Source organism: Variovorax sp. 350MFTsu5.1 (assembly GCF_048302515.1).
GTDB classification, from domain to species: Bacteria; Pseudomonadota; Gammaproteobacteria; order Burkholderiales; family Burkholderiaceae_C; genus Variovorax; species Variovorax guangxiensis.
This window is the reverse complement of sequence record NZ_CP157620.1, coordinates 6617213-6643571: the sequence shown is the minus strand read 5'-3', so window position 1 is coordinate 6643571 and position 26359 is coordinate 6617213. Positions and strand designations below refer to the sequence as shown.

Genomic DNA, 26359 nt, shown 5'->3' with positions numbered 1-26359 from the left:
AGAAAGGGATGCGCAGACTAAGGCTTTTCAGCGTTCGATGGCCATGTCGGCGCGCCACCCGCGTGTTTTTCCGGGGTTCATCAGGCCCATCGGGTCGCTGCGCTTCTTGAACTCGATCTGCTGCGTGTCGATGGTCTTCATGCCGCCGTCCTCGATGGTGACGACGTGCGGGTTGAAGATCACGCAGCCGCCCTGCGACTCGATCTCTCGAATCACCTCGTACTGGTGGGCCTTTCCCTTCCAGCGCACCAGCAGGATGCCGAAGGTGCCGCATTCGCCGTTGGCGCGCGCGAAGTCCTGGTGCTGCAGCACGTCGTCGCCGAAGATCTCAAGGTGCCGCTCGACCACGGGCGGGTCGAAGGGTTGCGCGTAGGCCACCTGCAGGTAGGTCCAGCCGCGGTCGGCCTTCAGCGCCTGCAGCGTCGTGTGGTTGAAGGCGCACTCGTAGGCGGGAGGCAGCCCGTCGGCGAGCAGCTCGGCCTCGGTGCCCGCCACCGAGATGGTGCCGCCCTGCGCATCGGCGAGCGCGCGGAACTCGGCCATCGATTCGGGCGAGACCATCGCGAACACCGCGTGCCGGTCGGCCGGGAAGCGGTCGCGCATGGCCGTGTAGTAGGGCGAGAAGCGCGCCTCCACCGTCGACAGCAGGAAGATGTCGAGCGAAGGCGCCTGCGCGGCGATGCCGAAGTCGAGCGCGCCGCGGTAGGTGCCGAAGAGCACCGTGCAGTGCACCCAGTCGACGGCAGGGCTCAGCGCCACTTCCACGTCGAGGATCACGCCGTTGGTGCCGTAGGCGTGGTGCACCTGCTGGATCTCGTCGCCGTGCAGCTCGATGACGCGCGGCTCGCGCTCCACCGTCATCACGCGCGCGCGCAGCAGGTTGCCGGGGTCGCGCAGGATGCCGTGGCGGAACGAGCCGATGCCACCGAAGCCGCCCGCGATGAAGCCGCCGATGGAGGCCACGTGCCAGGTCGAGGGCCACATGCGCAGCGCCTGCCCGGTCTCGCGCGCGGCGAGGTCGATGTCGTGCATGCGCGCGCCGGCCTCCACGCGGATGCTGCCTTCGCGGATGTCGAGCACGCGGCACATCTGCGTCACGTCCAGCACGATGCCGCCTTCCAGCGGCACGCACTGGCCGTAGTTGCCGGTGCCGCCCGCGCGCACCGTGAGCGGCAGCTTCCACTTCGCGGCCACGGCCGCGGCCTGGCGCACGTCGTCCTCGGTGCCGACCTTCACCACCAGGTCGGCCACGCAGCCCGCGAGCTGCTCGGTGAGGATGGGGCTGTACCAGTAGAAGTCCTTCGACAGCTGCTTGCGCTGGCCGGGCGCGGTGATCACGTTGAGGCCGCGCAGGTCCTCGCGCACGGCGTCCCAGTCGACGGCCGGCGCAGGTGTTGGAGTCCTAGCGTTCACGGCGCATCTCGCTTTCGTGCCAGTGGCCAAGAACCAGGCGCGACAGTGCCGCGAACACGATGAAGATCACGATGCCCAGCAACGAAACCAGCAGCAGCGCCGCGAACATCATCGGGATCTCGGTGCGGAAGCTCGATTCGAGGATGCGCGAGGCCAGCCCCGTCTCCTTGCCCGCCGTGCCGGCCGTGAATTCGGCCACCACCGCGCCGATCAGGCTCAGGCCGCCCGCGATCTTCAGGCCCGCCATGAAGTAGGGCAGCGCGCTCGGCGCCAGCAGGTAGCGGAAGGTCTGCCAGGGCGAGGCCTTGTAGAGCTGGAACAGGTCGCGCAGGTTGCTGTCGGCGCTCTTCAGCCCGATGACGGTGTTCGAAAGGATCGGGAAGAAGGCCACGATCCACGCGCACAGCAGGAGCGCCGCCGTGGTGCTCGACACGTAGATCAGGATCAGCGGCGCGATCGCGATGATCGGCGTGACCTGCAGGATCACCGCGATGGGGAACAGGCCGATCTCCACCCACTTGAAGAGCGCGAAGGCGATCGCCAGCAGCACGCCGCCCACGATGGCAGCGACCAGCGCCAGCAGCGTGAGCTTCACCGTGAACCACAGCGCGCTGGACAGCGATTCCCAGTTGTCGAACAACGTGCGGATGATGAGCGAGGGCGCGGGCAGGATGTAGTGCGGGATGTTGTTGGCGCGCACGGTCCATTCCCACGCCAGCAGCAGCAGCGCGACGATGGCCGCGGGCACCGCGATGCGCAGCATCGACTCGCGCCGGCGCAGCCGGTCCTCGTGCGCGCGCAGCGAGGCCTCGGAAGGCGCGGCGTCGGCTTCCGCGAGAGGGGCGGCCGCGTGGGTCTCAGTGATCGATGTCGAGGCCATGCAGGGCTCCATGCAGCGATTGCGACACCGCGGTGCAGTGCGCGTTGTAGCGGGTCGAGGTGCGGAAGTCTTCGCCGCGCGGATACGGCTCGTCGATGCGGATCTCGTCGATCACGCGGCCGGGCCTCGCTGCCATCACCACGATGCGGTTCGACAGATACACCGACTCGTACACGCTGTGCGTGACGAACACCACCGAGAAGCGGTGCTCGCGCCAGATGGCCAGCAGGTCGTTGTTGAGCTTGATGCGCGTCATCTCGTCGAGCGCGGCGAAGGGCTCGTCCATCAGCAGCAGGCGCGGGTGGGTGACCAGCGCGCGGGCGATCGACACGCGCATCTTCATGCCGCCGGAGAGCTCGCGCGGGTACACGTCGGCGAAGCGCGAGAGGCCGACCATCTCCAGCGCCTGCTTCACCACCGGCGCCGCCGCGTCGCGGCTGGTGCCGGCCAGCTTCAGCGGCAGCCAGACGTTGTCGAACACCTTGGCCCAGGGCATGAGCGTGGGCTCCTGGAACACGAAGCCCAGGTCGCGGTCGGTCTTGCCGTTCTTGCTGTTGCCGGCGGCGGCACCGCCCCAGTGCATGTCGCCCGAACTGATGCGCGTGAGCCCCGCGATGAGGCGCAGCGCCGTGCTCTTGCCGCAGCCCGAAGGGCCGAGGAAGCTGATGAAGTCGTGCTCGCCGATGTCGAGCGACATGCCCTGCAGCGCGAGCGTGCCGTTGGCGAAGCGCTTGCTGACGTTGCGCAGGCTGACCAGCGGCGCGCCGGCGGCGGCGGTGGTGGCTTCCGTGCTCATTTCCAGGCCGGCTCGTTGGCGAGGCGCGAGAGCGGGAAGCGGTCTACCTCCTGCAGCAGCTCGACGAAGCGGCGGCCCACGTGGTCGAGCACGGCCGCGCCCTTCTCGGCGGTGGCGCGCGTGGCGTCGCCGGCGGCGCCTGCGGGGTTGATGTCGTGCATCTGCCAGCCGAGCTTGCCGCTGGGCGTGATCGAGAGGAACCTGTTCTCCGCGGCCAGCTGCTCGGTCATCGAGCTGAAGTTCCGGAACTGGTCGCGGCGCACGTAGTCGGGCGTGAGGTGCAGCATCACCGAGCTTTCGAGGTCGCCGGCATGGATGCCGTGCCTGCCTTCATGCGCCGTGAACAGGCCCTCGGGCAGGCCCAGCGTGTACCAGTTGGCGGCCACGACCATCATGTCGTGCTCTTCGCGCAGGTCGCGCGCGACGATGTCCATCACGCTCATCTGGCCGCCGTGGCTGTTGTAGAGCACCAGCTTGCGCACGCCGGCCTTCGCGACACAGGCGCCGATGTCCTTCCACATCGAGATCAGCGTGTTCGCCGACACGGTGAGCGTGCCGGGGTAGCGCGAGTGCTCGTTGCTCTTGCCGTAGGGCACGGTGGGCAGGAACAGCACCGGCAGGTCGGCGGGCAGGTGCGGCAGCGTGGCGCGCACCATGCCGTCGATGGTGGCGGTGTCGGTCGACATCGGCAGATGCGGACCGTGCTGCTCGGTGGCGCCCACCGGCAGCACGGCGATGAGCCGTTCGCGGTCGAGGCGGGAGAACTCTTCGCTGGTCAGGTCGGACCAGAAGCGGCTGCGCAGGGGAGGCGGATTCATCGCGGGTGTACCTCGTGGCGCCTGGTGTGGCGGTGGCTTAAATTATCCATGCGGTCAAAAAAAGAGGGCTATCGGTGGATACCCGGCAAATTTCGCCATGCAAGCGTCGTGCCATCAAATTTGCCCATATGGTATGAAATAGCCGTCCGCACGGCCCCGCCCACGCCGCGGCGCCGGCTCAGCGCCGCACGATGTAGCGCGTGACGACCGGCCCCGACTCGCCGATGTGGAAGGCGAGCCTGCGTTCGCGCAGCGCCATGTCGCTGGCCGTCGCACGGTTGAAGCGGCGCAGGTGGTCGGTCCACGATTCGTCGACGATCTGCTCTACGTAGCGCTCGGGCTGCGCGATGTCGTGCAGCAGCTCCCAGCCGATGGCGCCCTGGCTCAGGCGCGCGCGGCGCGTCTGCTGCATCACGAGGTGGAAGGCGGCGGCGCGCGTCGGATCGATCAGGTACTCGACGGTGATCACCACGCGGCCGCTTTCCTCGGGCGCTTCCGCGGGCGGACCGACGGCCCAGCCGGCCTGCGCGGGGCTGGTGTCGTCCTCGCCGCTCAGGTCGGTCACCCATCGCAGCGCCGCGAGCATCAGCAGCGTGCCGCTCGCGGCCGCCACGCACAGGCTCGCGACCAGCGAGCTGACGGTGGCCACCTGCCCCCAGATGGCCGCGCCGATCGCGCTCGCGCCCATGATCGCCATCTGGTACATCGACATGCCGCGCGCGCGCACCCAGTCGGGCAGCGCGAGCTGGGCCGATACCGACAGCGAGTTGGCCACCGTGATCCACGCCATGCCGCCGAAGAACATCGCCGGCACCGCGACCCATGCGTTGGGCGCGAAGGCCATCACCGCGGTGGCGCCCGACTGCAGCAGCGTGCCGCGCAGCACCAGCTGGTCGCGTCCCATCGCCTGGCGCAGCCGGGGCAGGAACAGCACCGCGACGATCGCGCCCGCCCCCATGGCCGCCAGCAGCAGCGTGAAGGTGCCCGCGCCGCCGCCCTGGAGGTTTCGCGCCAGCAGCGGCAGCAGCGCCAGCAGCGCGGTCGAGTGGAAGAAAAAGATCGAGATGCGCGTGAGCACCGCGCGCATGCGCTGCGACTGCCGCACGAACTGCACGCCCACGCGCATCGCGCTCACCAGCTTTTCGCGGCCCAGCGGGTTGGGCGTGTGCTCGCGCCGCCAGCGCAGCACCACGAAGCCAGAGGCCACCGACAGCACCGCGTTCAGCGCGAACACCCAGATGCTGCCCGCGCTCGCGATCAGCATGCCGGCGGTGAGCGGGCCCACGATGCGCGAAGCGTTCATCGCGATGCCGTTCAGCCCCAGCGCGGCCGGCAGCTGCGTGCGCGGCACCAGCTCGGGCACGATGGCCGCGAACACCGGCCAGCGCAGCGCCAGCCCGATGCCGTTGGCGAAAGTCAGCGCCAGCAGCAGCGGCGCGGTCATCAGGTCGAGCGCCAGCGCGGCGCACAGCACGATGGCGGTGCCGGCCAGCCAGAACTGCGTGGCGACCAGCCAGCGCCTGCGGTCGAGGATGTCTGCCAGCGCGCCGCTGGGCAGGCCCAGCAGGAACACCGGCAGCGTGGAGGCCGACTGCACCAGCGCCACCCAGATGGGCGAGGAAGTGAGCGTGGTCATCATCCACGCTGCCGCCACGTCGTTCATCCACATGCAGATGTTCGCGACGAGCCAGGTGCTCCACAGCATGCGGAACACGGGGAGCTGGAGGGGCACGAGGGCCGCGAACTTCGTCGGCTGCGGCCTCGCGGGCGGGATGGGCGTCTCTTCGGGGGATATGGGCGGCATGTGGCGCTATTTTGGCGCGGCCGCCGTCGTCAGCCCCTGTCGCTTCGGGCCAGGCGGTGCTCGAGGCGGCGCAGCAGGGTGGTGAGGATCAGCGTCATCACCCAGTAGATGACCGAGATCGCGAGGTAAGGCTCCCAGTAGCGCGCATACGCACCGGCCACGGTGCGCGCGGCATACGCCAGTTCGGCCAGGCCGATGGCGGAGACCAGCGACGTATCTTTCAGCAGCGCGATCGCGTTGTTGCCCAGCGGCGGCAGCATGCGGCGGAAGGCCTGCGGCAGCACCACGTAGCGCATCACCTGCGCGGGCGAGAAGCCCAGCGAACGGCCCGCGTCGAACTGGCCGCGCGAGATCGACTGGATGCCCGCGCGGAACACTTCGGAGATGTAGGCGGCCGAGTTGAGCGTGAGCGCCACCACGCCCGAGATGAGCGCGCCGTGCTCCTGCTTGAGCGTGCGCGCGAGCTCGCCGTCGATCAGGATGCCCGAGGTCGGGTGGATGAACACCGGCATCACCGCGAAGTGGATCAGGAGGATCTGCACGAACAGCGGCGTGCCCCGGAAGAAGCTCACGTACACCGTGGCCGGCCAGCGCAGGAAGAAGCGCGCCACCCAGGTCCACGGCGCGTGGCGCGGGTGCGCCAGCCGCGCGAGCGCGAGGCACAGCCCCCAGCTCGCGCCCAGCAGCACGCAGACCACCGTCATGCGCAGCGTCATCCATGCGCCCTGCCAGAACAGGTCCTTGTATTCCACGAGGATGTCCCATCGGAACCATCCAAAAAGCAGCACTGGTTGTTCCATCTATTGCTCCCCCCCAGGCTGCGCGCACTTCGTGTCGCTTCTCCCACCCCCTACCGGGGGCAATACCAGCGGCCCGGCGGAGCCGGTTCCGCGGTATTCCTGGCCTATGCCGTGGGGGTTCATCGGACGTTCGGGTCCTTGTTGAACCACTTCTTGTAGATCGTCACGTAGCTGCCGTCGGCGCGGATGGCGGCGAGGCCGGCCGTGAGCTTGTCCAGCAGGGCCTTGTCGCCCTTCTTCACGACGATGCCGAAGCCCTCTTCGGGAAAGGACTTGTCGTCCAGCGTCTTCAGCTCGGGGTTCTGCGCCACGCGGTAGGCGATCACGCCGTTGTCGCCCATGGCGGCATCGACGCCGCCGCCGGCCAGCTCGGAAATGATGAGCGGCGTGCTCTCGAAGCGGCGGATGTCGGGGCTGGTCTTGCCGAACTCGCGCGAGGCGATGTCGTCGGCCGTGGAGGCGCTGACCACGGCGATCTTCTTGCCGGCCAGGTCCTTCAGCGAGGCGACCTTGCTGTTCTTCGGCAGCGCGATCAGCTGGCGGGCCGCGAAGTACGGCGGCGTGAAGTCGTAGCTCTGCTTGCGCTTCTCGTTGATGGTGACGCCGGAGATCACGAGGTCGACGTCGCCGTTGTTCAGCGCGCCGAAGATGCCGGTGAAGGGCGTGTTGACGATCTTGATCTTCAGGCCCTGCTGCTTGGCGATGGCGTTGATGATGTCGATGTCGAAGCCGACGATCTGCTTGTCCTTGTTCTCGAAGGCGAAGGGCGCGTAGGTGGCGCTGGAGGCCACGATCAGCTCGCGGTTCTGGGCCTGGGCGCCCAGCGAGAAGGCCGCGCTGGCGGAAAGAAGAACGAGCGACAGGGCGCGCCGGATGCGGTTCATGGGGTATCTCCGGGGAAATGAGGCTTTGGGCGGCCATGGCCGTCCAAAAGGGCAAAGGTGCGGGATTTTAGGCCCCCGGCCGCGGGGCCCCCCGCCGCGTTCCGCCCTGCATGGGTGTGGCGCCGAAGCCTTCGCTGGTAACAAATGCTGTGGATTTCTTCTCGATGCATGCCCCAATTTCGGGCAACGGCCCGTTTTTGAATACGCCAATAGTTAACAACACCAACAATGGCGAAGCTTTGAAAACAAGTAATCAGGGAAGAAGAAGGTATGTCTCTCGTACTGGGCGTCATGGGGCTCCCTCAGGTTGAGGTCGAGCTCCTGAGAATCATCGTGCGCCTCAGCTCCAATCTCCGCTCGCGCTGGACAGTCAGCGAATCGCGCTCGTGCGACCTGCTGCTGATGGACGGCGATTTCCCCGCTTCCGAATGGCAGGCGCTCAGGGCGCGCTTCGTCGTGCCCATGGTGACCCGCGGCGATACCACCGCCAGGAGCGCGAGCCGCGCGCTCGCACGGCCCATCTACGCCGAGGAACTGGTGGAGCTGCTCAACGAAGTCGCTCCGGGCAACGCGCCCGCCGAAGCCGCGCGTGCCGCGGTGCGCACGCCCGGCATGCGTGCCTCGCTGTTGCGCTGGCCCTCGCAGGCGACGCTGCGGCGCCATCCGGCCTTCGTGCGGCTGGCGGCCGCGCTTGCCAGGAGCATGCAATCGGCGGAGAGCCTCAGCGTGCTCGGCCGCGTCGACGTCGAGGTGTGCAGCACATTTCTCGGCCTGCTCGACGGCGAAGGCGCACTGGCCTGGGCCGAGCAGGCGCCAGCGCCTTCCGCATCTTCCGCGTCCCGTGCGCACGCCGGCGGCGAGGCCGCGCGGCGCAAGAAGGGCCTGCTTTCGCGCATCCGGCAGCGCCTCGGGCTGGCCTGAGCGGAGCGCGGCCATGAGGGACTACAAGCTCGTCTTCACGGGCCCGATGGGCGTGGGCAAGACCACGGCCATCGCCGCCATCAGCGAAACACCGCCGGTCAGCACCGAGGTCGCCAATGCCGACGCCTCGATCGCCAAGGCCACCACCACCGTCGGGCTCGACTTCGGCCAAGTCACGCTGGACAACGGCGACCGCCTGCGCCTGTACGGCACGCCGGGGCAGGCCCGTTTCGACTTCATGTGGAAGATCCTGGTGCGCGACGCGCTGGGCTTCGCCATCCTCATCGACAACAGCCGGCCCGACCCGCTCGCCGACCTCGCTGCCTACCTCGACGGCTTCGCGGGCGCGCTCCTGCAGATGCCCTGCGCGATCGGCGTGAGCCGGCTGCCCAGCCATCCCTTTCCCACGCTCGACGACTACGCGCGCGCCCTGGCGGGGCGTGGCCTGGTGCTGCCGGTGATGGCGACCGATCCGCGCAACAGGGACGACGTGGTCGCGCTGATCGAGACGCTGCTGATGCAGATCGAGGCGCTCGACGAAGAGATCGCGCCATGAGGATTCCCCACGAGATCAAGCTGCGCGCCGCGGCCGAGGTGCTGCGCGTGCTGGAAGACGTGAACGGCATCGCCTCCGTGGTGATCGCCACGCCCGACGGCTTCGAGATCGCCAGCGCCAGCCAGCGCCACTTCGAGCCCGCGCGCATCGCCGCGATGGCCAGCTCCATCTCCGCCATCGGCGCCGTCGTGTCGCAGGAGGCGCGGCTGGGCCGCTGCACCTGCATCACGGTGGCCACCGACAAGGGCTTCGCGCTCGTCAGCCCGGTGCGCAACGGCGAGACCGAACTGGTGGTGAACGTCATCGCCGACGCCAATGCGGTGCTGGCGCAGGTGATGTACCGGAGCGCCGCCTGCGTGCGGCTGCTCGAGGCGCCCTGAGCAGCCTGCAGAAAGAAAAAACATCGGGCGGGGACGGGTTGCATGCGACGCCCCCGCTTCATCCCTCAGTCGCATGAATCGAACCGAACCACAGGAAATCATTGAAATGGCCTCGATCCAGAACAGCCTCGAAAACCTCCTGACCGCCGACGGCGCCCTGTGCGCAGCCGTGGTCGACTCCGGCAGCGGCATGATGCTGGGCGCCATCGGCACCGGCGTCGACCTCGAAGTGGCGGCCGCCGGCAACACCGAGGTGGTGCGCGCCAAGCTCAAGACGATGCGCGCGCTCGGCCTGAACGACAGCATCGAGGACATCCTGATCACCCTCGGCAAGCAGTACCACCTGCTGCGCCCGATGGCGCAGAAGGAAGGCGTGTTCATCTACTTCGTGCTGGACAAGGCCAAGTCGAACCTCGCGCTGGCCCGCCGCAAGCTGCAGGACGTCGAGAAGGAAATGAGCTTCTGAGCAGGCACTGTTCGCCCAACCGCGGGCGCAGCGCCAGGCCGGCTTCCTCACGGAGCCGGCCTTTTTCATTCCACCCGGCTTGTCGCGCGGCGACGGGACAACCAAGGTTCTCGGCGCAGGACGAAGGACATCGGCGAAGGGGCGCGGCCCGCTGGCTAGCATCCGGGGCTTTGCGGTTCAGGAGCCTTGCATGACGACGATCCAGCGGCTTGCTTCCCATCTTCTCTGCGGCATCGGCCTTGCGTCGGGCGCCGCGGTCGCGCTGGCGGCCGATCCCGCAACGCCGCCCTTCGATCCGCAGCGACTCTCGCAGATCGTGAAGACGGTCTCGGGCGACGATTTCGAGGGCCGCGCGCCCGCCACGCCGGCGGAAGCGAAGACGCTCGACTACCTTGTCGCGCAGTTCAAGGCCGCCGGCCTCGCGCCCGGCGGCGATCTCGAAGGCGGCCGGCGCGGCTGGACGCAGTCGGTGCCGCTGGTGAAGACCGAGTTCCGCGGCACGCCGCAGATCACGCTGCAGGTGGGCGCGCAGCGCGATGCGCTGGCGCAGGGCGAGCAGATCGCGGTGCGCGCGGCGCTCGACGGCTCGACCGCGGTGTCGATCCAGCAGGCGCCGCTGGTCTTCGTGGGCTACGGCGTGAGCGCGCCCGAGCGGCGCTGGGACGACTACAAGGGCGTCGACCTGAAGGGCAAGATCGCGGTGGTGCTGGTGAACGACCCCGACTTCGAAGCGAGTGGAAGCGGCAGCGGCGACTTCGGCGGCAAGGCCATGACCTACTACGGCCGCTGGACCTACAAGTTCGAGGAGGCCGCGCGCCGCGGCGCGCTGGGTGTGCTGATCGTCCACGAGACCGCGCCGGCCTCGTACGGCTGGGCCACGGTCAGGAACTCCAACGCCGCGACCATGCTCGACATCGAGCGCGAACAGCCCGCGTCGGTGCATCCGAAGCTGGAGGGCTGGATACAGCGCGACGTGGCGGTCGAGCTGCTGCGCCGCGCGGGCCTGGACTTCGAGGCGCAGAAGAAGCTCGCGCAGACGCGCGAGTTCCAGCCGCAGCTGCTGAAGGGCGCGAGCCTGTCGGCGGAGTACGCGATCGACCGGCAGGTGATCGTCTCGAAGAACGTGGTCGGCCGCATCGAAGGCCGCAAGCGACCGGACGAGACGGTGATCTACAGCGCCCACTGGGACCACCTCGGCGTGGGCGCGCCCGATGCGAAGGGCGACCGCATCTACAACGGCGCCGTCGACAACGGCACCGGCCTGGCCGCGCTCATCGAGATGGGCCGCGCCTTCGCGAGCGCGCGCCACAGGCCCGAGCGTTCGGTCGTGTTCCTCGCGGTGACGGCGGAGGAGCGCGGCCTGCTCGGCTCGGAGTTCTATGGCGCGAAGCCGCTGTACCCGCTGGCGAAGACGGTGGCCGTCATCAACATGGACGCGCTCAGCCCAGAAGGCCCGGCGCGCAACTTCAGCACCTCGGGCAGCGCGGTCTCGCAGCTGCAGGATCTGCTGGTCGAGCAGGCGCGCGGCTTCGGCCTGGCTTACGCACCCGATCCGCATCCAGAGGCCGGCTACTTCTTCCGCTCCGACCACTTCTCCTTTGCCAAGCGCGGCGTGCCGGCACTTTCGTTCGCCTCGGGCAACGACCTGGTGGACGGCGGCCTCGCTGCCGGCGAGGCGGCGAGCAAGGCCTACAACGCCGAGCGCTACCACCAGCCGGCCGACGAATGGCGCGCGGACTGGTCCTTCACCGGCATGGCGCACGACCTGCCGCTGCTCTACCGTGTGGGCGAGACGCTGGCGAACAGCCGGCGCTGGCCGGAGTGGGGGCAGTCTTCGGAATTCCGCGCGGTGCGCGAGGCGAGCAGGGCCGAGCGGCGCTGATCCGTCCTAGGCCGCGCGCGGCCGGCCGGCGCCGCCGCCCAGGTGCGCCAGCGGCAGCGCGCTGCTGGCCTTCACCTCGCCCAGCGAGAAGCTGGTGTGCAGGTCCTTCACGTTCGGCAGGTTCATCAGGTGCTGGCGCGCGAAGGCCGAGAAGCTGTCGAGGTCCTGCGCCACCACCTGCAGCTCGAAGGTGCCGGTGCCGCTGATGTAGTGGCAGGCGATCACGTCGGGCAGCTTGCGGATCGCGTCCTCCAGGCGGCGCGTGGCCTCGTGGGTGACGCGCTCCGTGTCGACCCGCACGAAGGCGAGCACCCCCAGGCCGATCTTGTGGCGGTCGATCTCGGCGTGGTAGCCCTTGATGAAGCCCGCTTCCTCCAGCGCGCGCACCCGGCGCCAGCAGGGCGCGGCCGACAGGCCCACGCGCTGCGCAAGCTCGGCGTTGGTAAGGCGTCCGTCGGCCTGCAGTTCTTGCAGGATTGCAAGGTCGAACTTGTCGATGCTTTCCATGGATGCCGATGTTAAGCAAGGTTCTTTCTGGAAGCTCGTTTTTTCAGGCAAAGAACGCAAACACCTGTCGCGGACCCCGGCATACACTTTGCGTGATCATGGGCTCGTGCCCTACCCGGGCACAGACCCAGAAACAGCCAGGCCCACGAGGCCCTGCCAAACGGAGACAGACGACATGAATGCACCGCTACCCGCGCACATTCGCAAGGCCCTAGAAACCGTCACGCTCGACGACAAGTACTCCCTCGACTACGGCCGCGCATTCATGAGCGGCGTGCAGGCCCTGGTGAAGCTGCCCATGCTGCAGCGGCTGCGCGACCAGCAGGCCGGCAAGAACACCGCCGGCTTCATCAGCGGCTACCGCGGCTCCCCGCTCGGCGGCTACGACCAGGCGCTGTGGAAAGCCAGCAAGTTCCTCAAAGAGCAGAACATTGTCTTCCAGCCCGGCGTCAATGAAGAGCTCGCGGCCACCGCGCTCTGGGGCACCCAGCAGCTGGGCTTCTCCCCGCAGGGCACCAACAAGTTCGACGGCGTCTTCGGCATCTGGTACGGCAAGGGCCCGGGCGTGGACCGCTGCTCCGACGTCTTCAAGCACGCCAACATGGCCGGCACCACCGAGTACGGCGGCGTGATCGCGGTGGCGGGCGACGACCACATCTCCAAGAGCTCCACCGCCGCGCACCAGAGCGACCACATCTTCAAGGCCTGCGGCACGCCGGTGTTCTTCCCGGCGAACGTGCAGGAAATCCTGGACCTGGGCATCCACGCCTTCGCCATGAGCCGCTTCGCGGGCGTGTGGTCGGGCATGAAGACGATCCAGGAGATCGTCGAGTCGAGCGCCACGGCGATGATCGACCCCGACCGCGTCGAGATCGTCATTCCCACCGACTTCGAGATGCCGCCCGGCGGCCTGCACATCCGCTGGCCCGACCACGCGCTGGAGCAGGAAGCCCGGCTCATGCACTACAAGTGGTACGCCGCGCTGGCCTACATCCGCGCCAACCGGCTCAACCACAACGTGATCGAGGGCCCCAACGACCGCTTCGGCATCATGGCCAGCGGCAAGGCCTACAACGACACCCGCCAGGCGCTCATCGACCTGGGCCTGGACGACGCGGCCTGTCGCCAGCTCGGCATCCGCCTGCACAAGGTGGGCGTGGTGTGGCCGCTGGAGGCGCAGCTCACGCGCCAGTTCGCCACCGGCCTGCAGGAGATCCTGGTGGTGGAAGAGAAGCGCCAGGTCATCGAATACCAGCTCAAGGAAGAGCTCTACAACTGGCGCCCCGACGTGCGGCCCAACGTGGTCGGCAAGTTCGACGAGGGCGAGGTGCATGCGGCCGAGGGCTACTCGGGCGGCGAATGGTCGATGCCCAACCCGACCTCGCACACGCTGCTGCGCGCCAACGCCGACCTGAACCCGGCGCTCATCGCCAAGGCCATCGCCTCGCGCCTGAAGAAGACCGGCCTCCTGGCCGCGGCCGGCGCCGACATGGCCGCGCGCATCGACGCGCAGCTCGCCATCCTGGAAGCCAAGGAGCGCTCGATGGCGCTGCAGCAGGCCTCCACCGGCGTGGCCGACGCCACGCGCCAGCCGTGGTTCTGCTCGGGCTGCCCGCACAACACCAGCACCGTGGTGCCCGAGGGCTCGCGTGCGATGGGCGGCATCGGCTGCCACTTCATGGCGACCTGGATGGACCGCTCCACCATCGGCTTCACGCAGATGGGCGGCGAGGGCGTGCCGTGGGTGGGCCAGCAGCCCTTCACCACCGACCAGCACATCTTCGCGAACCTGGGCGACGGCACCTACTTCCACAGCGGCCTGCTGGCCATCCGCCAGAGCATCGCGGCGGGCGTGAACATCACCTACAAGATCCTCTACAACGACGCGGTCGCCATGACCGGCGGCCAGCAGGTCGGCGAGCGGCCCGAAGGGCACTCGGTGCTGCAGATCGCCGAGAGCCTGCATGCCGAGGGCGCGAAGAAGGTGGTGATCGTCACCGACGAGCCCGAGAAGTACGAGGGCGTGAGCATCCCCGGCGACCACGTGCAGGTGAAGCACCGCGACCTGCTCGACGACGTGCAGCGCGAGTTCCGCGCCATCCCCGGCACCACGGCCATCATCTACGACCAGACCTGCGCCACCGAGAAGCGCCGCCGCCGCAAGCGCGGCACGGCGGTCGATCCGGCCAAGCGCGTGGTCATCAACGAACTGGTCTGCGAAGGCTGCGGCGACTGCAGCGTGCAGAGCAACTGCCTGAGCGTGGAGCCGCTGGAGACCGAGTTCGGCCGCAAGCGCACCATCAACCAGAGCAGCTGCAACAAGGACATGAGCTGTCTCAAGGGCTTCTGCCCGAGCTTCGTGACCGTCGAGGGCGGCCAGCTGAAGAAGAAGGGCAAGAACAAGGCGGCCACGCCGGCCGAGTTCGGCCTGCTGCCCGAACCCTCGATTCCGTCGCTGGCCGGCGGCAGGGTCTGGGGCGTAGTGGTGGCGGGCGTCGGCGGCACCGGCGTCATCACCATCGGCCAGCTGCTGGGCATGGCGGCGCACATCGAGGCCAAGGGCATCGTCACGCAGGACGCGGCCGGCCTCGCGCAGAAGGGCGGCGCCACCTGGAGCCACGTGCTCATCGGCGACACGCAGGACGACATCCGCACCACCCGCGTGGGTACGGCGGCGGCCGACCTGATCCTGGCCTGCGACCCGCTGGTCACGGTGAACGCCGAGACCATGGCGCGCATGCGCGAAGGGCGCACGCACGTCGCGCTCAACAGCCACAGTTCTCCGACGGCCGCCTTCGTGCGCAATGCCAACTGGAAGAACCCCGAGGAAGCCTGCGCCGCCGAGATCGCGCGTGCCGTGGGCGTGGACGGCGTAGGCAGCTTCGACGCCGATGCCACCGCGACCGCGCTGATGGGCGACACCATCTACGTCAACCCGATGATCCTGGGCTACGCCTGGCAGAAGGGCTGGATCCCGCTGGCGCACGAGTCGCTGATGCGCGCCATCGAGCTGAACGCCGTGGCCGTCGAGAACAACAAGGCGGCTTTCGAATGGGGCCGCCAGGCAGCCGTGCGGCCGGAAGAGCTGGTCAAGCGCGTGCGCCCGGGGCAGGTCATCGAGTTCAAGAAGCGCGAGTCGGTGGAGAGCATCGTCGAGCGCCGCGCGGAGTTCCTCACCGGCTACCAGAACGCCGCCTATGCCGACGAATACAAGCGCTTCGTGGGCAAGGTGCGCCAGGCCGAGTCGGCCGTGGGCAAGAGCACCGCGCTGACCGAGGCGGTCGCGCGCTATCTGTTCAAGCTGATGGCGTACAAGGACGAGTACGAAGTCGCCCGCCTGCATACCGACCGCACTTTCCTCGATCGCATCGAGGGCATGTTCGAAGGTGACTACAAGCTCAACTACCACCTGGCGCCGCCGATCATCGCGAAGAAGAACTCCAAGGGGCAGCTGCAGAAGCAGAAGTTCGGCCCCTGGATGCTGACTGGCTTCAGGCTGCTGGCCAAGCTCAAGGGCCTGCGCGGCACGGGGCTCGACATCTTCGGCCGCACGGAAGAGCGCAAGACCGAGCGCGCACTGATCGGCGAATACCGCGCCGCCATCGAGGAAGTCATCGGCGCCCTGCGTGCCGACAACCACGCGCTGGCGCTGGAGATCGCGAGCCTGCCGGAGCAGATCCGCGGATACGGCCACGTGAAGGACCGCAACCTCGCGGCCGCCCGCACCCGCTGGAGCGAGCTGATGGCCAAGTGGCGCAACCCGCGGGGGCAGCGCGCGGCGGCCTGAGCCAGGATCGCAGGAGGCCGGCTCAGTCGGACTGGTTGTCGGCGAGCCGGCCGTCCAGCCGGGCGCGTGCGGCCACCAGGGCGCCGTGGATCTTCTGTTCGAACACTTCGCGAGGCGGCAGGACGGTGAGGTATTCCGCCACGTGGATGCCTGACTTGTCCAGCTCGAGCAGTTCGATCTGTTCCTGCTTCTTGCCGGTGCAAAGAATGATGCCGAGCGGAGGCGCGTCGCCCGGCTCCTGGTCGTGACGGGCCAGCCAGCGCAGGTAGAGCTCCATCTGCCCCTTGTACTCGGCGCGGAATTCGCCCAGCTTCAGCTCGATCGCCACCAGCCGGCGCAGCTTGCGGTTGTAGAAGAGCAGGTCGATGTAGAAATCGTCGTTGTCGAGCTGGATGCGCCGTTGCCGGGCGACAAAGCTGAAGCCTGCCCCGAGCTCGAGCAGAAAGCTTTCCAACTCGCGCAAGATGGCGTCCTCGAGATCCTTCTCCAGGTGGCGGTCCTGCAGGCCCAGGAAGTCGAGCACATAAGGATCTTTCAGCAGCAGTGCCGGCTCGGTGGAGTTCTGGCGCTGAAGCTCGTCGATTTCCTGGCGGATCAGCACGTCGGGCTGGCGCGACACCGCAGTGCGCTCGTAGAGCAGCGAGCCGATGCGCTCACGCAGCGTACGAACGCTCCAGCTTTCCAGCTGGCACATCTGTGCATAGAAGTCCCGCGCGAGCGGGTCCTTGACCGGCAGCAGGGCCAGAAAGTGCGTCCAGCTCAAATGTCGCACCAGCGGTACGACAATTTGCTCGGACGGGAACACCTCGGCGAACTGCACCATGCGCCGGAGGTTTTTCTCTTCGAAGCCGCGGCCGTAGTCGCTCGCCAATTGTCGTGACAGCGTTGCGACAATTTCTTCTCCGTAGCCGGCGCGCCGGCCTCCCAGCACTTCGGTGCGAATGCGCTGGCCGATGCGCCAGTACATGAGCGTCATCCCCGCGTTCACGGAGGCGATGGCCGCCTGCCGGGCCTGCTCGATCAATTGCCGCAGGTCCGCGAGGAGGGCGCGTGGCTCCTTGTGAAGCGCCGGTGTGGCGCTGGCTGTCGTCAAGCTGTTGCGCTTGCTCATGAAGGCTCCTTGCTTTTCGGGTGGTGCGGCGGGAATTGTCCGGCGCTGAAGATCCCGGCTTCCCCGCGCAATGCGGCGGAGTCCGGAAAAGATACGAAAGCCGGTGATATTCGCGGCAGTTGCTATCGAATATGTAGCAATTGCGGCGCCCGGAAGCTGAGTGAAAGCCCTCCCCGCCGCGCCGGATAAGCGCTCCGGGCGGCCATCCGCGCCGAATACAATGCCCGGTGCTGTGCGCGGCCAGGCCCCGCCGCGCTTTGACTTGGCGCACCCGCATCCCGCGTGGCCGCGAACCCCAAGGAACCGCGGGCGTGGCCCGCGCTCCCACACGTTTTCTTTCTCTTCCCTCTGCTGGAGACTCTCTTGTTCATTTCCTCTGCTTTCGCCCAGACCGCGCCCGCTGCAGGCGGCGGCGACATGATGTCCTCGCTCGGCAGCATGCTGCCGCTGGTGCTGATGTTCGTGGTGCTGTACTTCGTCATGATCCGGCCCCAGATGAAGCGCCAGAAGGAAGCCCGCGCCATGATCGAGGCGCTCGCCAAGGGCGACGAAGTCGCCACCGCCGGCGGCCTGCTCGGCAAGATCACCTCGCTGAACGACCAGTACCTGGGCCTCGAGATCGCCAACGGCGTCGAGATCAAGATCCAGCGCAGCGCGGTGGTGCAGGTCCTGCCCAAGGGCACCGTCAAATAAAGGCGTGAGCTGACCTTGCGCCTTCGGGCGCGGGGCCCCAATTCACGCCGTGTTCCGTTTCAGAAAAAGCGCTTTCTCATGAACCGTTACCCGGTCTGGAAGTACGCGATCATCGTGGTCGTGCTGCTCGTGGGGCTCATCTACGCCCTCCCCAATTTCTTCGGTGAGGCGCCTGCGGTGCAGGTGTCGGCAGCCAAGTCGACCGTCAAGATCGACGCGTCGACCCAGGCCAAGGTGGAGGGGCTGCTCAAGACGGCGGGCCTCACGCCCGACCTGCTGACCCTCGAACCCACCGCGGTGCGCGCCCGCTTCGCGACCACCGACGACCAGATCAAGGCGCGCGACACGCTCCAGCAGGCGCTGGTGCCCGACGCCGACGACGCTTCATACACGGTGGCGCTCAACCTCGTGTCGCGCTCGCCCTCGTGGCTGACAGCGCTGCACGCCTTCCCGATGTACCTGGGCCTCGACCTGCGCGGCGGCGTCGACTTCCTGCTGCAGGTCGACATGCGCGGCGTGCTCGACAAGAAGGCCGAGTCCTTCGCCGGCGACATCCGCATGGGCCTGCGCGAGAAGAAGGTGCGCGGCAGCGCCGTGAACCGCAACGGCCAGAGCGTGGAGATCACGCTGCGCGACGCCGACAGCGTCGAGATCGCCCGGCGCCTGATCCAGGACCAGATGCCCGACCTGAGCACCGTCGAGACCCAGCAGGGCAGCGAATGGCGCATCGTGGCGAGCATCAAGCCCGAGGCGGCCCGCCGCTTCCAGGACGCGGCGCTCAAGCAGAACGTGACCACGCTGCACAACCGGATCAACGAACTCGGCGTGGCCGAACCCGTGATCCAGCAGCAGGGCATCGACCGCATCGTGGTGCAGCTGCCCGGCATGCAGGACCCGGCCCAGGCCAAGCGAATCATCGGCCGCACCGCCACGCTCGAGATGCGCCTGGTGGACGAAAGCGCCGAAGGCCGCGCCGCCGAACTGAGCGGCGGCCCGGTGCCCTTCGGCTCCGAGAAGTTCCTCGACCGCTCGGGTCGCCCTGTGATCGTGAAGAAGCAGGTGCTGGTCACCGGCGAGAACCTCACCGACGCCCAGCCCGGCTTCGACCAGCAGAGCAACCAGCCCAAGGTCGACCTGACCATGGACTCCAAGGGCGGCACCATCATGCGTGACGTCAGCCGCGAGAACTACAAGAAGCGCATGGCCATGCTGATCTTCGAGAAGGGCAAGGGCGAAGTGCTCACGGCTCCCTCGATCAACGGCGAACTGGGCAACCGCTTCCAGGTCTCGGGCTCGATGAGCGTGGCCGAGGCCAACGACCTCGCGCTGCTGCTGCGCGCCGGCTCGCTGGCCGCGCCCATGGAAATCATCCAGGAACGCACCATCGGCCCGACGCAGGGCGCAGAGAACATCAAGAAGGGCTTCGACAGCGTGATGTACGGCTTCGCCGCGATCATGGTGTTCATGTGCATCTACTACGCGCTGTTCGGCCTGTTCTCGTCGATCGCGCTGGCCGTCAACCTGCTGCTGCTGGTGGCCATCCTCTCGATCCTGCAGGCCACGCTCACGCTGCCGGGCATCGCGGCCATGGCGCTGGCCATCGGCGTGGCGATCGACTCCAACGTGCTGATCAATGAGCGCGTGCGCGAGGAACTGCGCAACGGGGCGTCGCCGCAGGCGGCGATCCACGCGGGCTACGAACGCGCCTGGGGCACCATCCTGGACTCCAACGTGACCACGCTGATCGCGGGTATCGCACTGCTGGCCTTCGGCTCGGGCCCGGTGCGCGGCTTCGCGGTGGTGCACTGCATCGGCATCGTCACCTCGATGTTCTCGGCCGTGTTCTTCTCGCGCGGCCTCGTGAACTTCTGGTACGGCCAGAAGAAGAAGCTCAAGTCGGTGTCCATCGGTACGGTGTGGCGCCCCTCGACCGACGGCACGGCCGCGGCCGAAACCAAGTAAGCGGCAGAAGAAGGACGCACAGCCATGGAATTCTTCCGCATCCACAAGACCATTCCGTTCATGCGCCACGCGCTGGTGCTGAACATCGTCTCCGTCGTCACGTTCGCGCTGGCGGTGTTCTTCCTGTTCCACCGCGGGCTGCACCTGTCGGTGGAGTTCACCGGCGGCACGGTGATGGAAGTCGCCTACAACCAGTCGGCCGACGTCGGCAAGGTACGCGACATCGTCGGCAAGCTGGGCTACACCGAAGTGCAGGTGCAGAGCTTCGGCAAGTCGGTGCAGATCCGCCTGCCGGTGAAGAAGGGCGTGACCTCCGCCCAGCAGAGCGCCGAGGTGATGGACTCGCTGAAGGCGGCCGACCCCTCGGTGGAGCTGCGCAGCAACGAATTCGTCGGCCCGCAGGTCGGCGACGAGCTCACCACCAACGGCCTGAAGGCGCTGGGCATGGTGGTCGTCGGCATCATGATCTACCTGGCGTTCCGCTTCGAGTGGAAGTTCGCGCTGGCTACCGTGCTGGCCAACCTGCACGACGTGGTGATCATCCTGGGCTTCTTCGCCTTCTTCCAGTGGGAGTTCTCGCTGGCGGTGCTGGCGGCGGTGCTGGCGGTGCTGGGCTACTCGGTGAACGAGTCGGTCGTGATCTTCGACCGCATCCGCGAGAACTTCCGCCGCTACCGCAAGATGTCGACCACCGAGATCATCGACAACGCGATCACCTCGACCATCAGCCGGACCATCATCACCCACGGCTCCACGCAGCTGGTGGTGCTGTCGATGTTCTTCTTCGGCGGCCCGACGCTGCACTACTTCGCCCTGGCGCTGACCATCGGCATCTGCTTCGGCATCTACTCGTCGGCCTTCGTGGCGGCGGCCATCGCCATGTGGCTCGGCGTGAAGCGCGAGGACCTGGTCAAGGGCGGCCCGACCAAGCGCGACGGCGGCTCCGAGGACGACCCGAACGCCGGCGCCGTCGTCTGACGGATACTCCAGGGTTCGACAACCCAGGGCGACCGCGGCGGCAACCGCCGCGGTTCGCATGCAACGCCGGGCAATCTCCACACTTGTGCGGCGGCCCGTCCCGATGCAAGCTCCGGTTGTCGCCAACGAATCGACTACCCTGGCCCTTCCGACCTTTCAATGAGCATTGCGCGGTCCGCTTCTTCCCTGCAGCTCGCACGCGAGACGCGTGAGCGTTTCGTCTCGGCCACGGAAGGCGCCATCGCCCCGCTGGCGCGCGCGATCCGGGACCGGCTGACCACGCTATCCACCGAGGCCGGCACCGCCCGCTCCATGCAGGACAACCGCGACGACTTCGTCGCCTTCCAGGGGCAGGCCACCCAGTGGGTGACCCTCAGCCAGGCTGGCTGGCGCAAGGCGCTGGCCGCCAGCTCCGGCGGCACGGGCACCCTGCCCTCGGCGCTGCGCCTGGAGCTGATCGGCGACGAGGTGGTGGAAAGCAACATCCTCTCCTCGCGCCTCGCGCAGCTCATCCACGACAAGGCCAGCTTCGAACTCAGCGACCTGCGCCTGCGCATCCAGCATCTCGAAGGCACCACCGAGCTCGACTCCAAGGACGTGCTCAAGCCCGAGACGCTGGCCAAGCTGCTGGTCGAGCAATGGCTCGCGGCCGGCCTGAGCCGGGGCCTCTGGACTCGCGTGCAGGACACGGTGCAGCAGGGCCTGGTCGACGTGATCGTCAAGGCCTACGAGAGCGCCAACGCCTATCTGATCGCCAACGGCGTGATGCCGGAGATCGACCTCAAGAGCTTTGTCCGGCGCACGGGCAATGCCGCGGGCACGGGCGGCACCGGCGGCGGATCGGGTGCCGCACCGATGGACGGCGGCGTGCCGGCCGTACACCAGGCCCAATCCCAGGCCCAACCCCAGGCCGTGCAGCGGCCCGGCTTCGGATTCGAAGGCCAGCAGCAACAGTTCTCCGTGCCGGGCGGGGCTCCCACTACCACCACCACGACAACCACCGGCGGTTCGCCTTTGATGATCGCGCGGCAGCGTGCGCAGACCGCGCTGCTGAGCCTCAAGCGTTTCGTCACCGCCCGCATCGGCGGCGACCCGGGCGCCGCCGGTGGCGCGTTCCAGGCCGTCGGCGCGGAAGGCCGCACCATGAGTCCCGGCAGCCAGCCGGGCAACCAGGTCGGCGGCGGCGTCAGCCCGGCGCCGCGTGCCTTCTCCCGGACATTCGCCGGCGCCATCGCCGAGGCCGAAGCCGCCTACCGGATGGCCGCCACGCAGTACATGGAAGGCGCGGCCGAGCAGGCCACGCTGATGCAGCAGACGGCCGTCGACCTTCGCCGGCGCACGGCGGAGCTCAAGAAGCGCGCGCCGACCACAGCCGACAAGGCCACCGTCGAGATCGTCGCGCTGATGTTCCAGGCCATCCTGGCCGAGGAGCGCATTCCGTTCTCGGCGCGCGTGTGGTTCGCGCGCCTGCAGATGCCGGTGCTGCGCGTGGCCATCGCCGAGCCCGAGTTCTTCGGCACCCTGCAGCACCCCGCGCGCATGCTGATCGACCGCATGGGCTCGTGCGTCATGGGCTTCGATGCTGCCGCCATCACCGGCAGTGCGCTCGAAGGCGAGATCCGCCGCGTGGTGCAGGTCATCGAGCAGTACCCCGAGACCGGCCAGCGCGTGTTCAAGCTGGTGTTCGACGAATTCGTCGCCTTCCTCAACCGCTACCTGACGCAGAGCGACACCACGCAGCGCGTGATGAGCGTGGCGCAGCAGGTCGAGCAGAAGGAGACGATGGCGATCCAGTACACCATCGAGCTGCGCAAGATGTTGAACGACATGCCGGTGCGCGACGAGATCCGGGAGTTTCTCTTCAAGATCTGGGCCGAGGTGCTGGCCATCGCCGCGCTGCGCTACGGCGCGCAGGGCGAGCAGACCGTGATGCTCAAGCGAGTGGCCTCCGAGCTGGTGTGGGCCGCGAGCGCCAAGCCCAACCGCACCGACCGCGCCCGCGTGATCCAGGACCTGCCGCAGCTGCTGCAGCGCCTGCGCCAGGGCATGGCGCTGCTGGGCATCGTCGACGAGCCGCAGGAAGCGCACATCAAGACCATCGGCGCCACGCTGTCGGATGCCTTCATGTCGAAGACCGAGGCGATCCCGCAGGCCAAGATCGAGGCCATGGCCGAGCGGCTGGCGCATCTGGAAGACTTCGTGAGCGACGTCGGCGGCACCGCCGACCTGCCGCTGGACGCGCACAGCATCGAGCTGCTGCTGGGCGTGGATGCCGCGTCCATCGAGGTCATTCCCGACACCGCAGGCGCCAAGGTGCCCGAGGACATGATCGCCTGGGCGCACGAACTGCAGGTGGGCAACTGGTTCATGCTCGACCACAACGACCGCGTGAGCCAGGTGCAGTTCGTCTGGCGCAGCGACCGCAAGCAGTTGCACCTGTTCGCTTCGGGCGACGGCCGCAGCTTCCTGATCCAGGCCGGGCGTCTTGCGGCCTATCTGCAGGCCGGCCTGCTGGTGCCGGCGGAAGAAGAAACGCTCACGGTGCGCGCCACGCGCGAGGCGCTGGCGAAGCTCGATGCAAATCCGGAGCGCCTTCTGAACTAACTGATGCGCGGCTGTTTTCGCGGAACACCGAGGAACCGGCTCTGCCGGGCCTCAGGTGCTGCCCCTGGTAGGGGGGCGTAGCGGACACGAAGTGCCGCGCAGCCTGGGGGCGAGCCTAATGCGCGGTGCGGCCTTCGCGGCTTTCGCACAGCTCGTCGAGCACCAGTGCATCGGGCTCGATGCCGGTGCTCCAGTGCACCATCAGCACGATGATCTTCAGCTCGTCGAGCGCGACCGGATCGCCCGGCGCAGCCATCGCGCGCTCGACGACGATCTCGCGCAGCCCGCAGGGCAGCACGTCCGACGATTCGAGAAAGCGGATGAAGCCGAGGCACTCGGCGCCGAGGTGGTCCTGCTCGGCCTGGGAGTAGATGCGCATCGCGTTGCCCGATTGCGGCAGCGCCGCTTCGGGCCTGCCCCCGATCACGACGGTGGCGATGGCCTCGTCGTCGGGGCTGCGTTCGATCTGCAGGCCTTGCGTCGCAAGGCTGAGGCCGTCGAGCCAGTGAAGGGCTTCGCGGATCTCTTCTGCCTCGAATCCATGGGCGCTGAGCTTGCGGCCCAGTTGCTCGGGTTCGGGGCAGGCGTCGCCGCGCCAGTAGTTTTCGTAGACAAAAACAAGCACTTCGAACATGGGCCCAATATAGCCGACGTTCATGCAATGCCAACTAGGTGGAAGCCACGCGCTGGAAGAGACCGCCGGGCAACCGGGACACATGCCCGTCCAGTTCGAGCTCGAGCATCTTCGCCTGCAGCTCGGCGGCGCCCCAGCCGGTGCGTGCGCTGAGCGCGTCGAGGCTCGCCGGTTCGAAACCGAGGACCTCCAGCAGCGGGTCTTCCGGCGATGAAGAAGATGCAGCGGCCACGCCCGTCGCGTTGCCGTAGAGGGGCGAGGCCGAGGCAGTGCGAGGTGCGTGGAGCGGCGGCAGCTCTTCGAGGATGTCGTTCACCGATTCCACGAGCTTCGCGCCCTGGCGGATCAGCGCATGGCAGCCGCGCGATTGCGGAGAGTGGATCGAGCCGGGGATCGCGAACACTTCCTTGCCCTGCTCCGAGGTGAGCCGCGCGGTGATCAGCGAGCCCGACTGCAGCGCGGCCTCGACCACCAGCGTGCCGCGCGCCAGCCCGGCGATCAGGCGGTTGCGCTTCGGAAAATTCTGCGTGAGCGGCGGCGTGCCCAGCGGCAGCTCGCTCACGATCAGCCCCTGCAGCGTGATGCGGTGCGCAAGGTCGCGATGCCGCGCGGGGTAGACGCGATCGAGCCCGGTGCCCACCACGGCCACTGTCGCGAGCACGGGCGCGTCGCCTGCCGCATCGAGCGCTCCCTGGTGCGCCGCGCCGTCCACGCCCAGCGCCAGCCCCGACACCACGGGAAGCCCCGCTTCGCCGAGCGCGCGCCCGAAGCTGCGCGCATTGGTCGCGCCCTGCGGCGTCGGGTTGCGGCTGCCCACGACGGCGATGCTGTGGCCGAGCTGCGTGAGGTCGAAGCCGATGGCGCCGAGCACGTAGAGCATCAGCGGCGGGTCGGCCATTTCGAGCAGGGAGGCCGGGTAGCCGGCGTCGCCGAGCGTGACGACGCGGCGCGAGACCTTGTCGTCGCCCGCCTGCAGCCATTGCCAGGTGAGATCGATCTGCGCCTGCAGGCCGTTGGGCGGCTGCGCGAGCGCCTCGGCCTGTGCGTGCGAGACGACCTCGCGCAAGGCGGCGTCTGGCTGGCTGAAGATTCGCTCGGGCAGCCCGAAGGCCGCGAGCAGGCGGCGCGCGGCACCATCGCCGATGCCGGGCGTCAGCGAAAGCCGCAGCCAGCCTGCGAGTTCTGCGCGTTCCAATCGAGTGTGAGAGAAGAAAGGCCGGGGTCGCGGGTCAGGGATTGACGAGGAAGTCGCCGGCGCGCGGAGTGTCGTTGATTTCGAGCACCAGCGCGTAGGAGACCTTCTCGAAGGTGCGGAAGACCATCAGCAGGCCGATTCGCTCGTTGGGCAGCTTGATGGTTTCCTTGCGCGCGCCGGTGCGGTCGAGGATGGTCTCGCCGTTCTTCAGGATGGCCAGCACGTGCCCGTTGTCGACGCCGTCGCGCGTGCCCTTGTTGATGGCCACCACCTGGTTCTGCGCCGCGAACTGCACCGCGTTGCCGTAGACCGAGATGATGCGTCCCTCGACCTGCGTGGACGGCGCGCGAGGCACGTAGCTCAGCAGCTGGCGCGGGGGCTCGGGCAGCAGGCGGTCGCCGGCGCGCATTTCCTCGCGCGAGGCGATGATGTCGATGCTGGCGGGCACGACGGTGATGACGTCCTTGTCCTCGACCGTCTCGACGGTGGTCGATTCGCCGCGCTGCAGGCGGGCCTTGCCCAGGTACTGCGCCTCGTAGCCGAGGATCTCGCCCGTGCCCGGGTCCTTCAGCGGCGTGGCATTGCGGAAGATGCGGAAGTTCTGCACGGGGCCCGGCACCTCGACCAGCGGCGCCTCGGCGGTGCCGCGGGCATAGGCCCGGTCGCCGCGCGACAGCAGCACGCGGCTGTCGTTGCCGGCCACGATGCGCGGTGCGGCATCGAGCGTGCCGGCGTCCACCACGATGGGCTCGCTCAGGAAGGGCTCGATGATGCTCGGGTTGAGCGTGGGCAGCGCCATGCCGGCCAGCGAGTCGAAACGGGTGCGGGGTGACAGCTTGATGGTTCCGCCGTCGCCGCTGACGCCGCCGCGGCGGGTGGTCAGGCGGGCGCGGCCGCCGCTCTTGTCCAGGTAGAGCACCTGGCCGGGGTAGATCCGGTGCGGATTGGCGATTTCATTGATGTTCATGCCCCACAGTTCCGGCCAGCGCCAGGGGCGCAGCAGGTAGAGGCGGGAGATGGCCCAGAGCGTGTCGCCCGACTTCACGGTGTATTCGTCGGGCGCCTTGGGCGACAGTTCGCTCAGCGGCACGCCGGCCTGGGCGGTCTGCTGGGCGGTGGCGCGCTGCTGCGGCGTGATGGGGTAGTTCTGAGCCCAGGCCGTCGTGGCGCCGCAACTGCCGATCACCGCCAGGGCTGTCAGCGTGGCAAGGAAGGAGGGGCGCTGGCGGTCGGTGAGTCTGAGCTTTTTCATGTCTGATGGGTGAGCGCGCGACGTATCGCTGCGCAT

The 26359-nt window shown here is 68.1% G+C and carries 22 protein-coding genes; 10 read left to right on the top strand and 12 right to left on the bottom strand.

Annotated features, from left to right (window positions below):
* Positions 1–27 precede the first annotated feature (27 nt).
* From ABL843_RS30350 to ABL843_RS30320, 7 genes are all read right to left on the bottom strand, one after another.
* Positions 28–1413, bottom strand: coding sequence for an FAD-binding oxidoreductase (locus ABL843_RS30350; protein WP_418118442.1), 1386 nt, complete (start codon positions 1411–1413; stop codon positions 28–30).
* The gene (locus ABL843_RS30345) at positions 1403–2293 is read right to left on the bottom strand and encodes an ABC transporter permease (RefSeq protein ID WP_020723021.1); all 891 of its coding nucleotides are present in this window, start codon (positions 2291–2293) and stop codon (positions 1403–1405) included. Before ABL843_RS30345 ends, ABL843_RS30350 begins: the two co-directional genes overlap by 11 nt.
* Positions 2271–3089, bottom strand: coding sequence for an ABC transporter ATP-binding protein (locus tag ABL843_RS30340; RefSeq protein WP_184606114.1), 819 nt, complete (start codon positions 3087–3089; stop codon positions 2271–2273). Before ABL843_RS30340 ends, ABL843_RS30345 begins: the two co-directional genes overlap by 23 nt.
* Complete coding sequence (locus ABL843_RS30335; RefSeq protein ID WP_418118441.1) at positions 3086–3907, bottom strand: creatininase family protein; 822 nt, start codon at positions 3905–3907, stop codon at positions 3086–3088. The genes ABL843_RS30340 and ABL843_RS30335 overlap by 4 nt, the downstream gene beginning before the upstream one ends.
* 178 nt (positions 3908–4085) lie before the next feature.
* Positions 4086–5711 (bottom strand): MFS transporter, encoded by a 1626-nt coding sequence (locus ABL843_RS30330; protein ID WP_418118440.1) that lies wholly within the window; start codon positions 5709–5711, stop codon positions 4086–4088.
* Between the two features lie 29 nt (positions 5712–5740).
* Positions 5741–6511: an amino acid ABC transporter permease gene (locus tag ABL843_RS30325; protein WP_126021096.1), complete on the bottom strand. Its 771-nt coding sequence runs from the start codon at positions 6509–6511 to the stop codon at positions 5741–5743.
* A 119-nt stretch (positions 6512–6630) separates the two neighbouring features.
* Entirely contained in the window at positions 6631–7395 is a 765-nt protein-coding gene (locus ABL843_RS30320; RefSeq protein WP_418118439.1) for a basic amino acid ABC transporter substrate-binding protein, read from the bottom strand.
* A 270-nt stretch (positions 7396–7665) separates the two neighbouring features.
* Between ABL843_RS30320 and ABL843_RS30315 the strand changes: the two genes are divergently transcribed.
* The 5 genes from ABL843_RS30315 to ABL843_RS30295 all read left to right on the top strand — a co-directional run bounded on the left by ABL843_RS30315 (position 7666) and on the right by ABL843_RS30295 (position 11600).
* Positions 7666–8316, top strand: coding sequence for a hypothetical protein (locus ABL843_RS30315; protein WP_418118438.1), 651 nt, complete (start codon positions 7666–7668; stop codon positions 8314–8316).
* Between the two features lie 13 nt (positions 8317–8329).
* Entirely contained in the window at positions 8330–8872 is a 543-nt protein-coding gene (locus ABL843_RS30310; RefSeq protein ID WP_418118437.1) for a GTP-binding protein, read from the top strand.
* A complete protein-coding gene (locus ABL843_RS30305) occupies positions 8869–9252 on the top strand; it encodes a roadblock/LC7 domain-containing protein (protein WP_126021100.1) in 384 nt (127 codons plus the stop codon). The genes ABL843_RS30310 and ABL843_RS30305 overlap by 4 nt, the downstream gene beginning before the upstream one ends.
* A gap of 106 nt (positions 9253–9358) precedes the next feature.
* Positions 9359–9718 (top strand): hypothetical protein, encoded by a 360-nt coding sequence (locus tag ABL843_RS30300; protein ID WP_184639429.1) that lies wholly within the window; start codon positions 9359–9361, stop codon positions 9716–9718.
* Between the two features lie 190 nt (positions 9719–9908).
* Positions 9909–11600 (top strand): M28 family metallopeptidase, encoded by a 1692-nt coding sequence (locus ABL843_RS30295; protein WP_418118436.1) that lies wholly within the window; start codon positions 9909–9911, stop codon positions 11598–11600.
* Positions 11601–11606: 6 nt separating this feature from the next.
* Here the strand turns inward: ABL843_RS30295 and ABL843_RS30290 are convergent, their stop codons facing one another.
* Positions 11607–12107: an Lrp/AsnC family transcriptional regulator gene (locus ABL843_RS30290; RefSeq protein WP_184639432.1), complete on the bottom strand. Its 501-nt coding sequence runs from the start codon at positions 12105–12107 to the stop codon at positions 11607–11609.
* A 175-nt stretch (positions 12108–12282) separates the two neighbouring features.
* Between ABL843_RS30290 and ABL843_RS30285 the strand changes: the two genes are divergently transcribed.
* The gene (locus ABL843_RS30285) at positions 12283–15894 is read left to right on the top strand and encodes an indolepyruvate ferredoxin oxidoreductase family protein (protein ID WP_418118435.1); all 3612 of its coding nucleotides are present in this window, start codon (positions 12283–12285) and stop codon (positions 15892–15894) included.
* A gap of 22 nt (positions 15895–15916) precedes the next feature.
* Here the strand turns inward: ABL843_RS30285 and ABL843_RS30280 are convergent, their stop codons facing one another.
* Positions 15917–17005, bottom strand: coding sequence for a PDDEXK nuclease domain-containing protein (locus ABL843_RS30280; RefSeq protein ID WP_418118434.1), 1089 nt, complete (start codon positions 17003–17005; stop codon positions 15917–15919).
* 363 nt (positions 17006–17368) lie between these two features.
* Here ABL843_RS30280 and yajC point away from each other — a divergent pair, with 363 nt between their 5' ends.
* From yajC to ABL843_RS30260, 4 genes are all read left to right on the top strand, one after another.
* Positions 17369–17698, top strand: a complete 330-nt coding sequence (gene yajC, locus ABL843_RS30275; protein WP_093196024.1) for a preprotein translocase subunit YajC — start codon at positions 17369–17371, stop codon at positions 17696–17698.
* A 78-nt stretch (positions 17699–17776) separates the two neighbouring features.
* Positions 17777–19660, top strand: coding sequence for a protein translocase subunit SecD (secD, locus tag ABL843_RS30270; protein WP_418118433.1), 1884 nt, complete (start codon positions 17777–17779; stop codon positions 19658–19660).
* 24 nt (positions 19661–19684) lie between these two features.
* A complete protein-coding gene (secF, locus tag ABL843_RS30265) occupies positions 19685–20638 on the top strand; it encodes a protein translocase subunit SecF (RefSeq protein WP_126021111.1) in 954 nt (317 codons plus the stop codon).
* Between the two features lie 159 nt (positions 20639–20797).
* Positions 20798–23242 carry a DUF1631 family protein gene (locus ABL843_RS30260; RefSeq protein ID WP_418118432.1) on the top strand — a complete coding sequence of 815 codons (2445 nt, stop codon included), beginning with the start codon at positions 20798–20800 and terminating at the stop codon, positions 23240–23242.
* Positions 23243–23357: 115 nt separating this feature from the next.
* Here the strand turns inward: ABL843_RS30260 and ABL843_RS30255 are convergent, their stop codons facing one another.
* From ABL843_RS30255 to ABL843_RS30245, 3 genes are read right to left on the bottom strand one after another with little or no spacing between them, the layout of a single operon-like run.
* Complete coding sequence (locus tag ABL843_RS30255) at positions 23358–23876, bottom strand: DUF494 family protein (protein ID WP_126021113.1); 519 nt, start codon at positions 23874–23876, stop codon at positions 23358–23360.
* Between the two features lie 34 nt (positions 23877–23910).
* Complete coding sequence (gene dprA, locus ABL843_RS30250) at positions 23911–25071, bottom strand: DNA-processing protein DprA (protein WP_418118431.1); 1161 nt, start codon at positions 25069–25071, stop codon at positions 23911–23913.
* A 34-nt stretch (positions 25072–25105) separates the two neighbouring features.
* Positions 25106–26323, bottom strand: a complete 1218-nt coding sequence (locus ABL843_RS30245; RefSeq protein ID WP_184639442.1) for a LysM peptidoglycan-binding domain-containing protein — start codon at positions 26321–26323, stop codon at positions 25106–25108.
* Positions 26324–26359 lie beyond the last annotated feature (36 nt).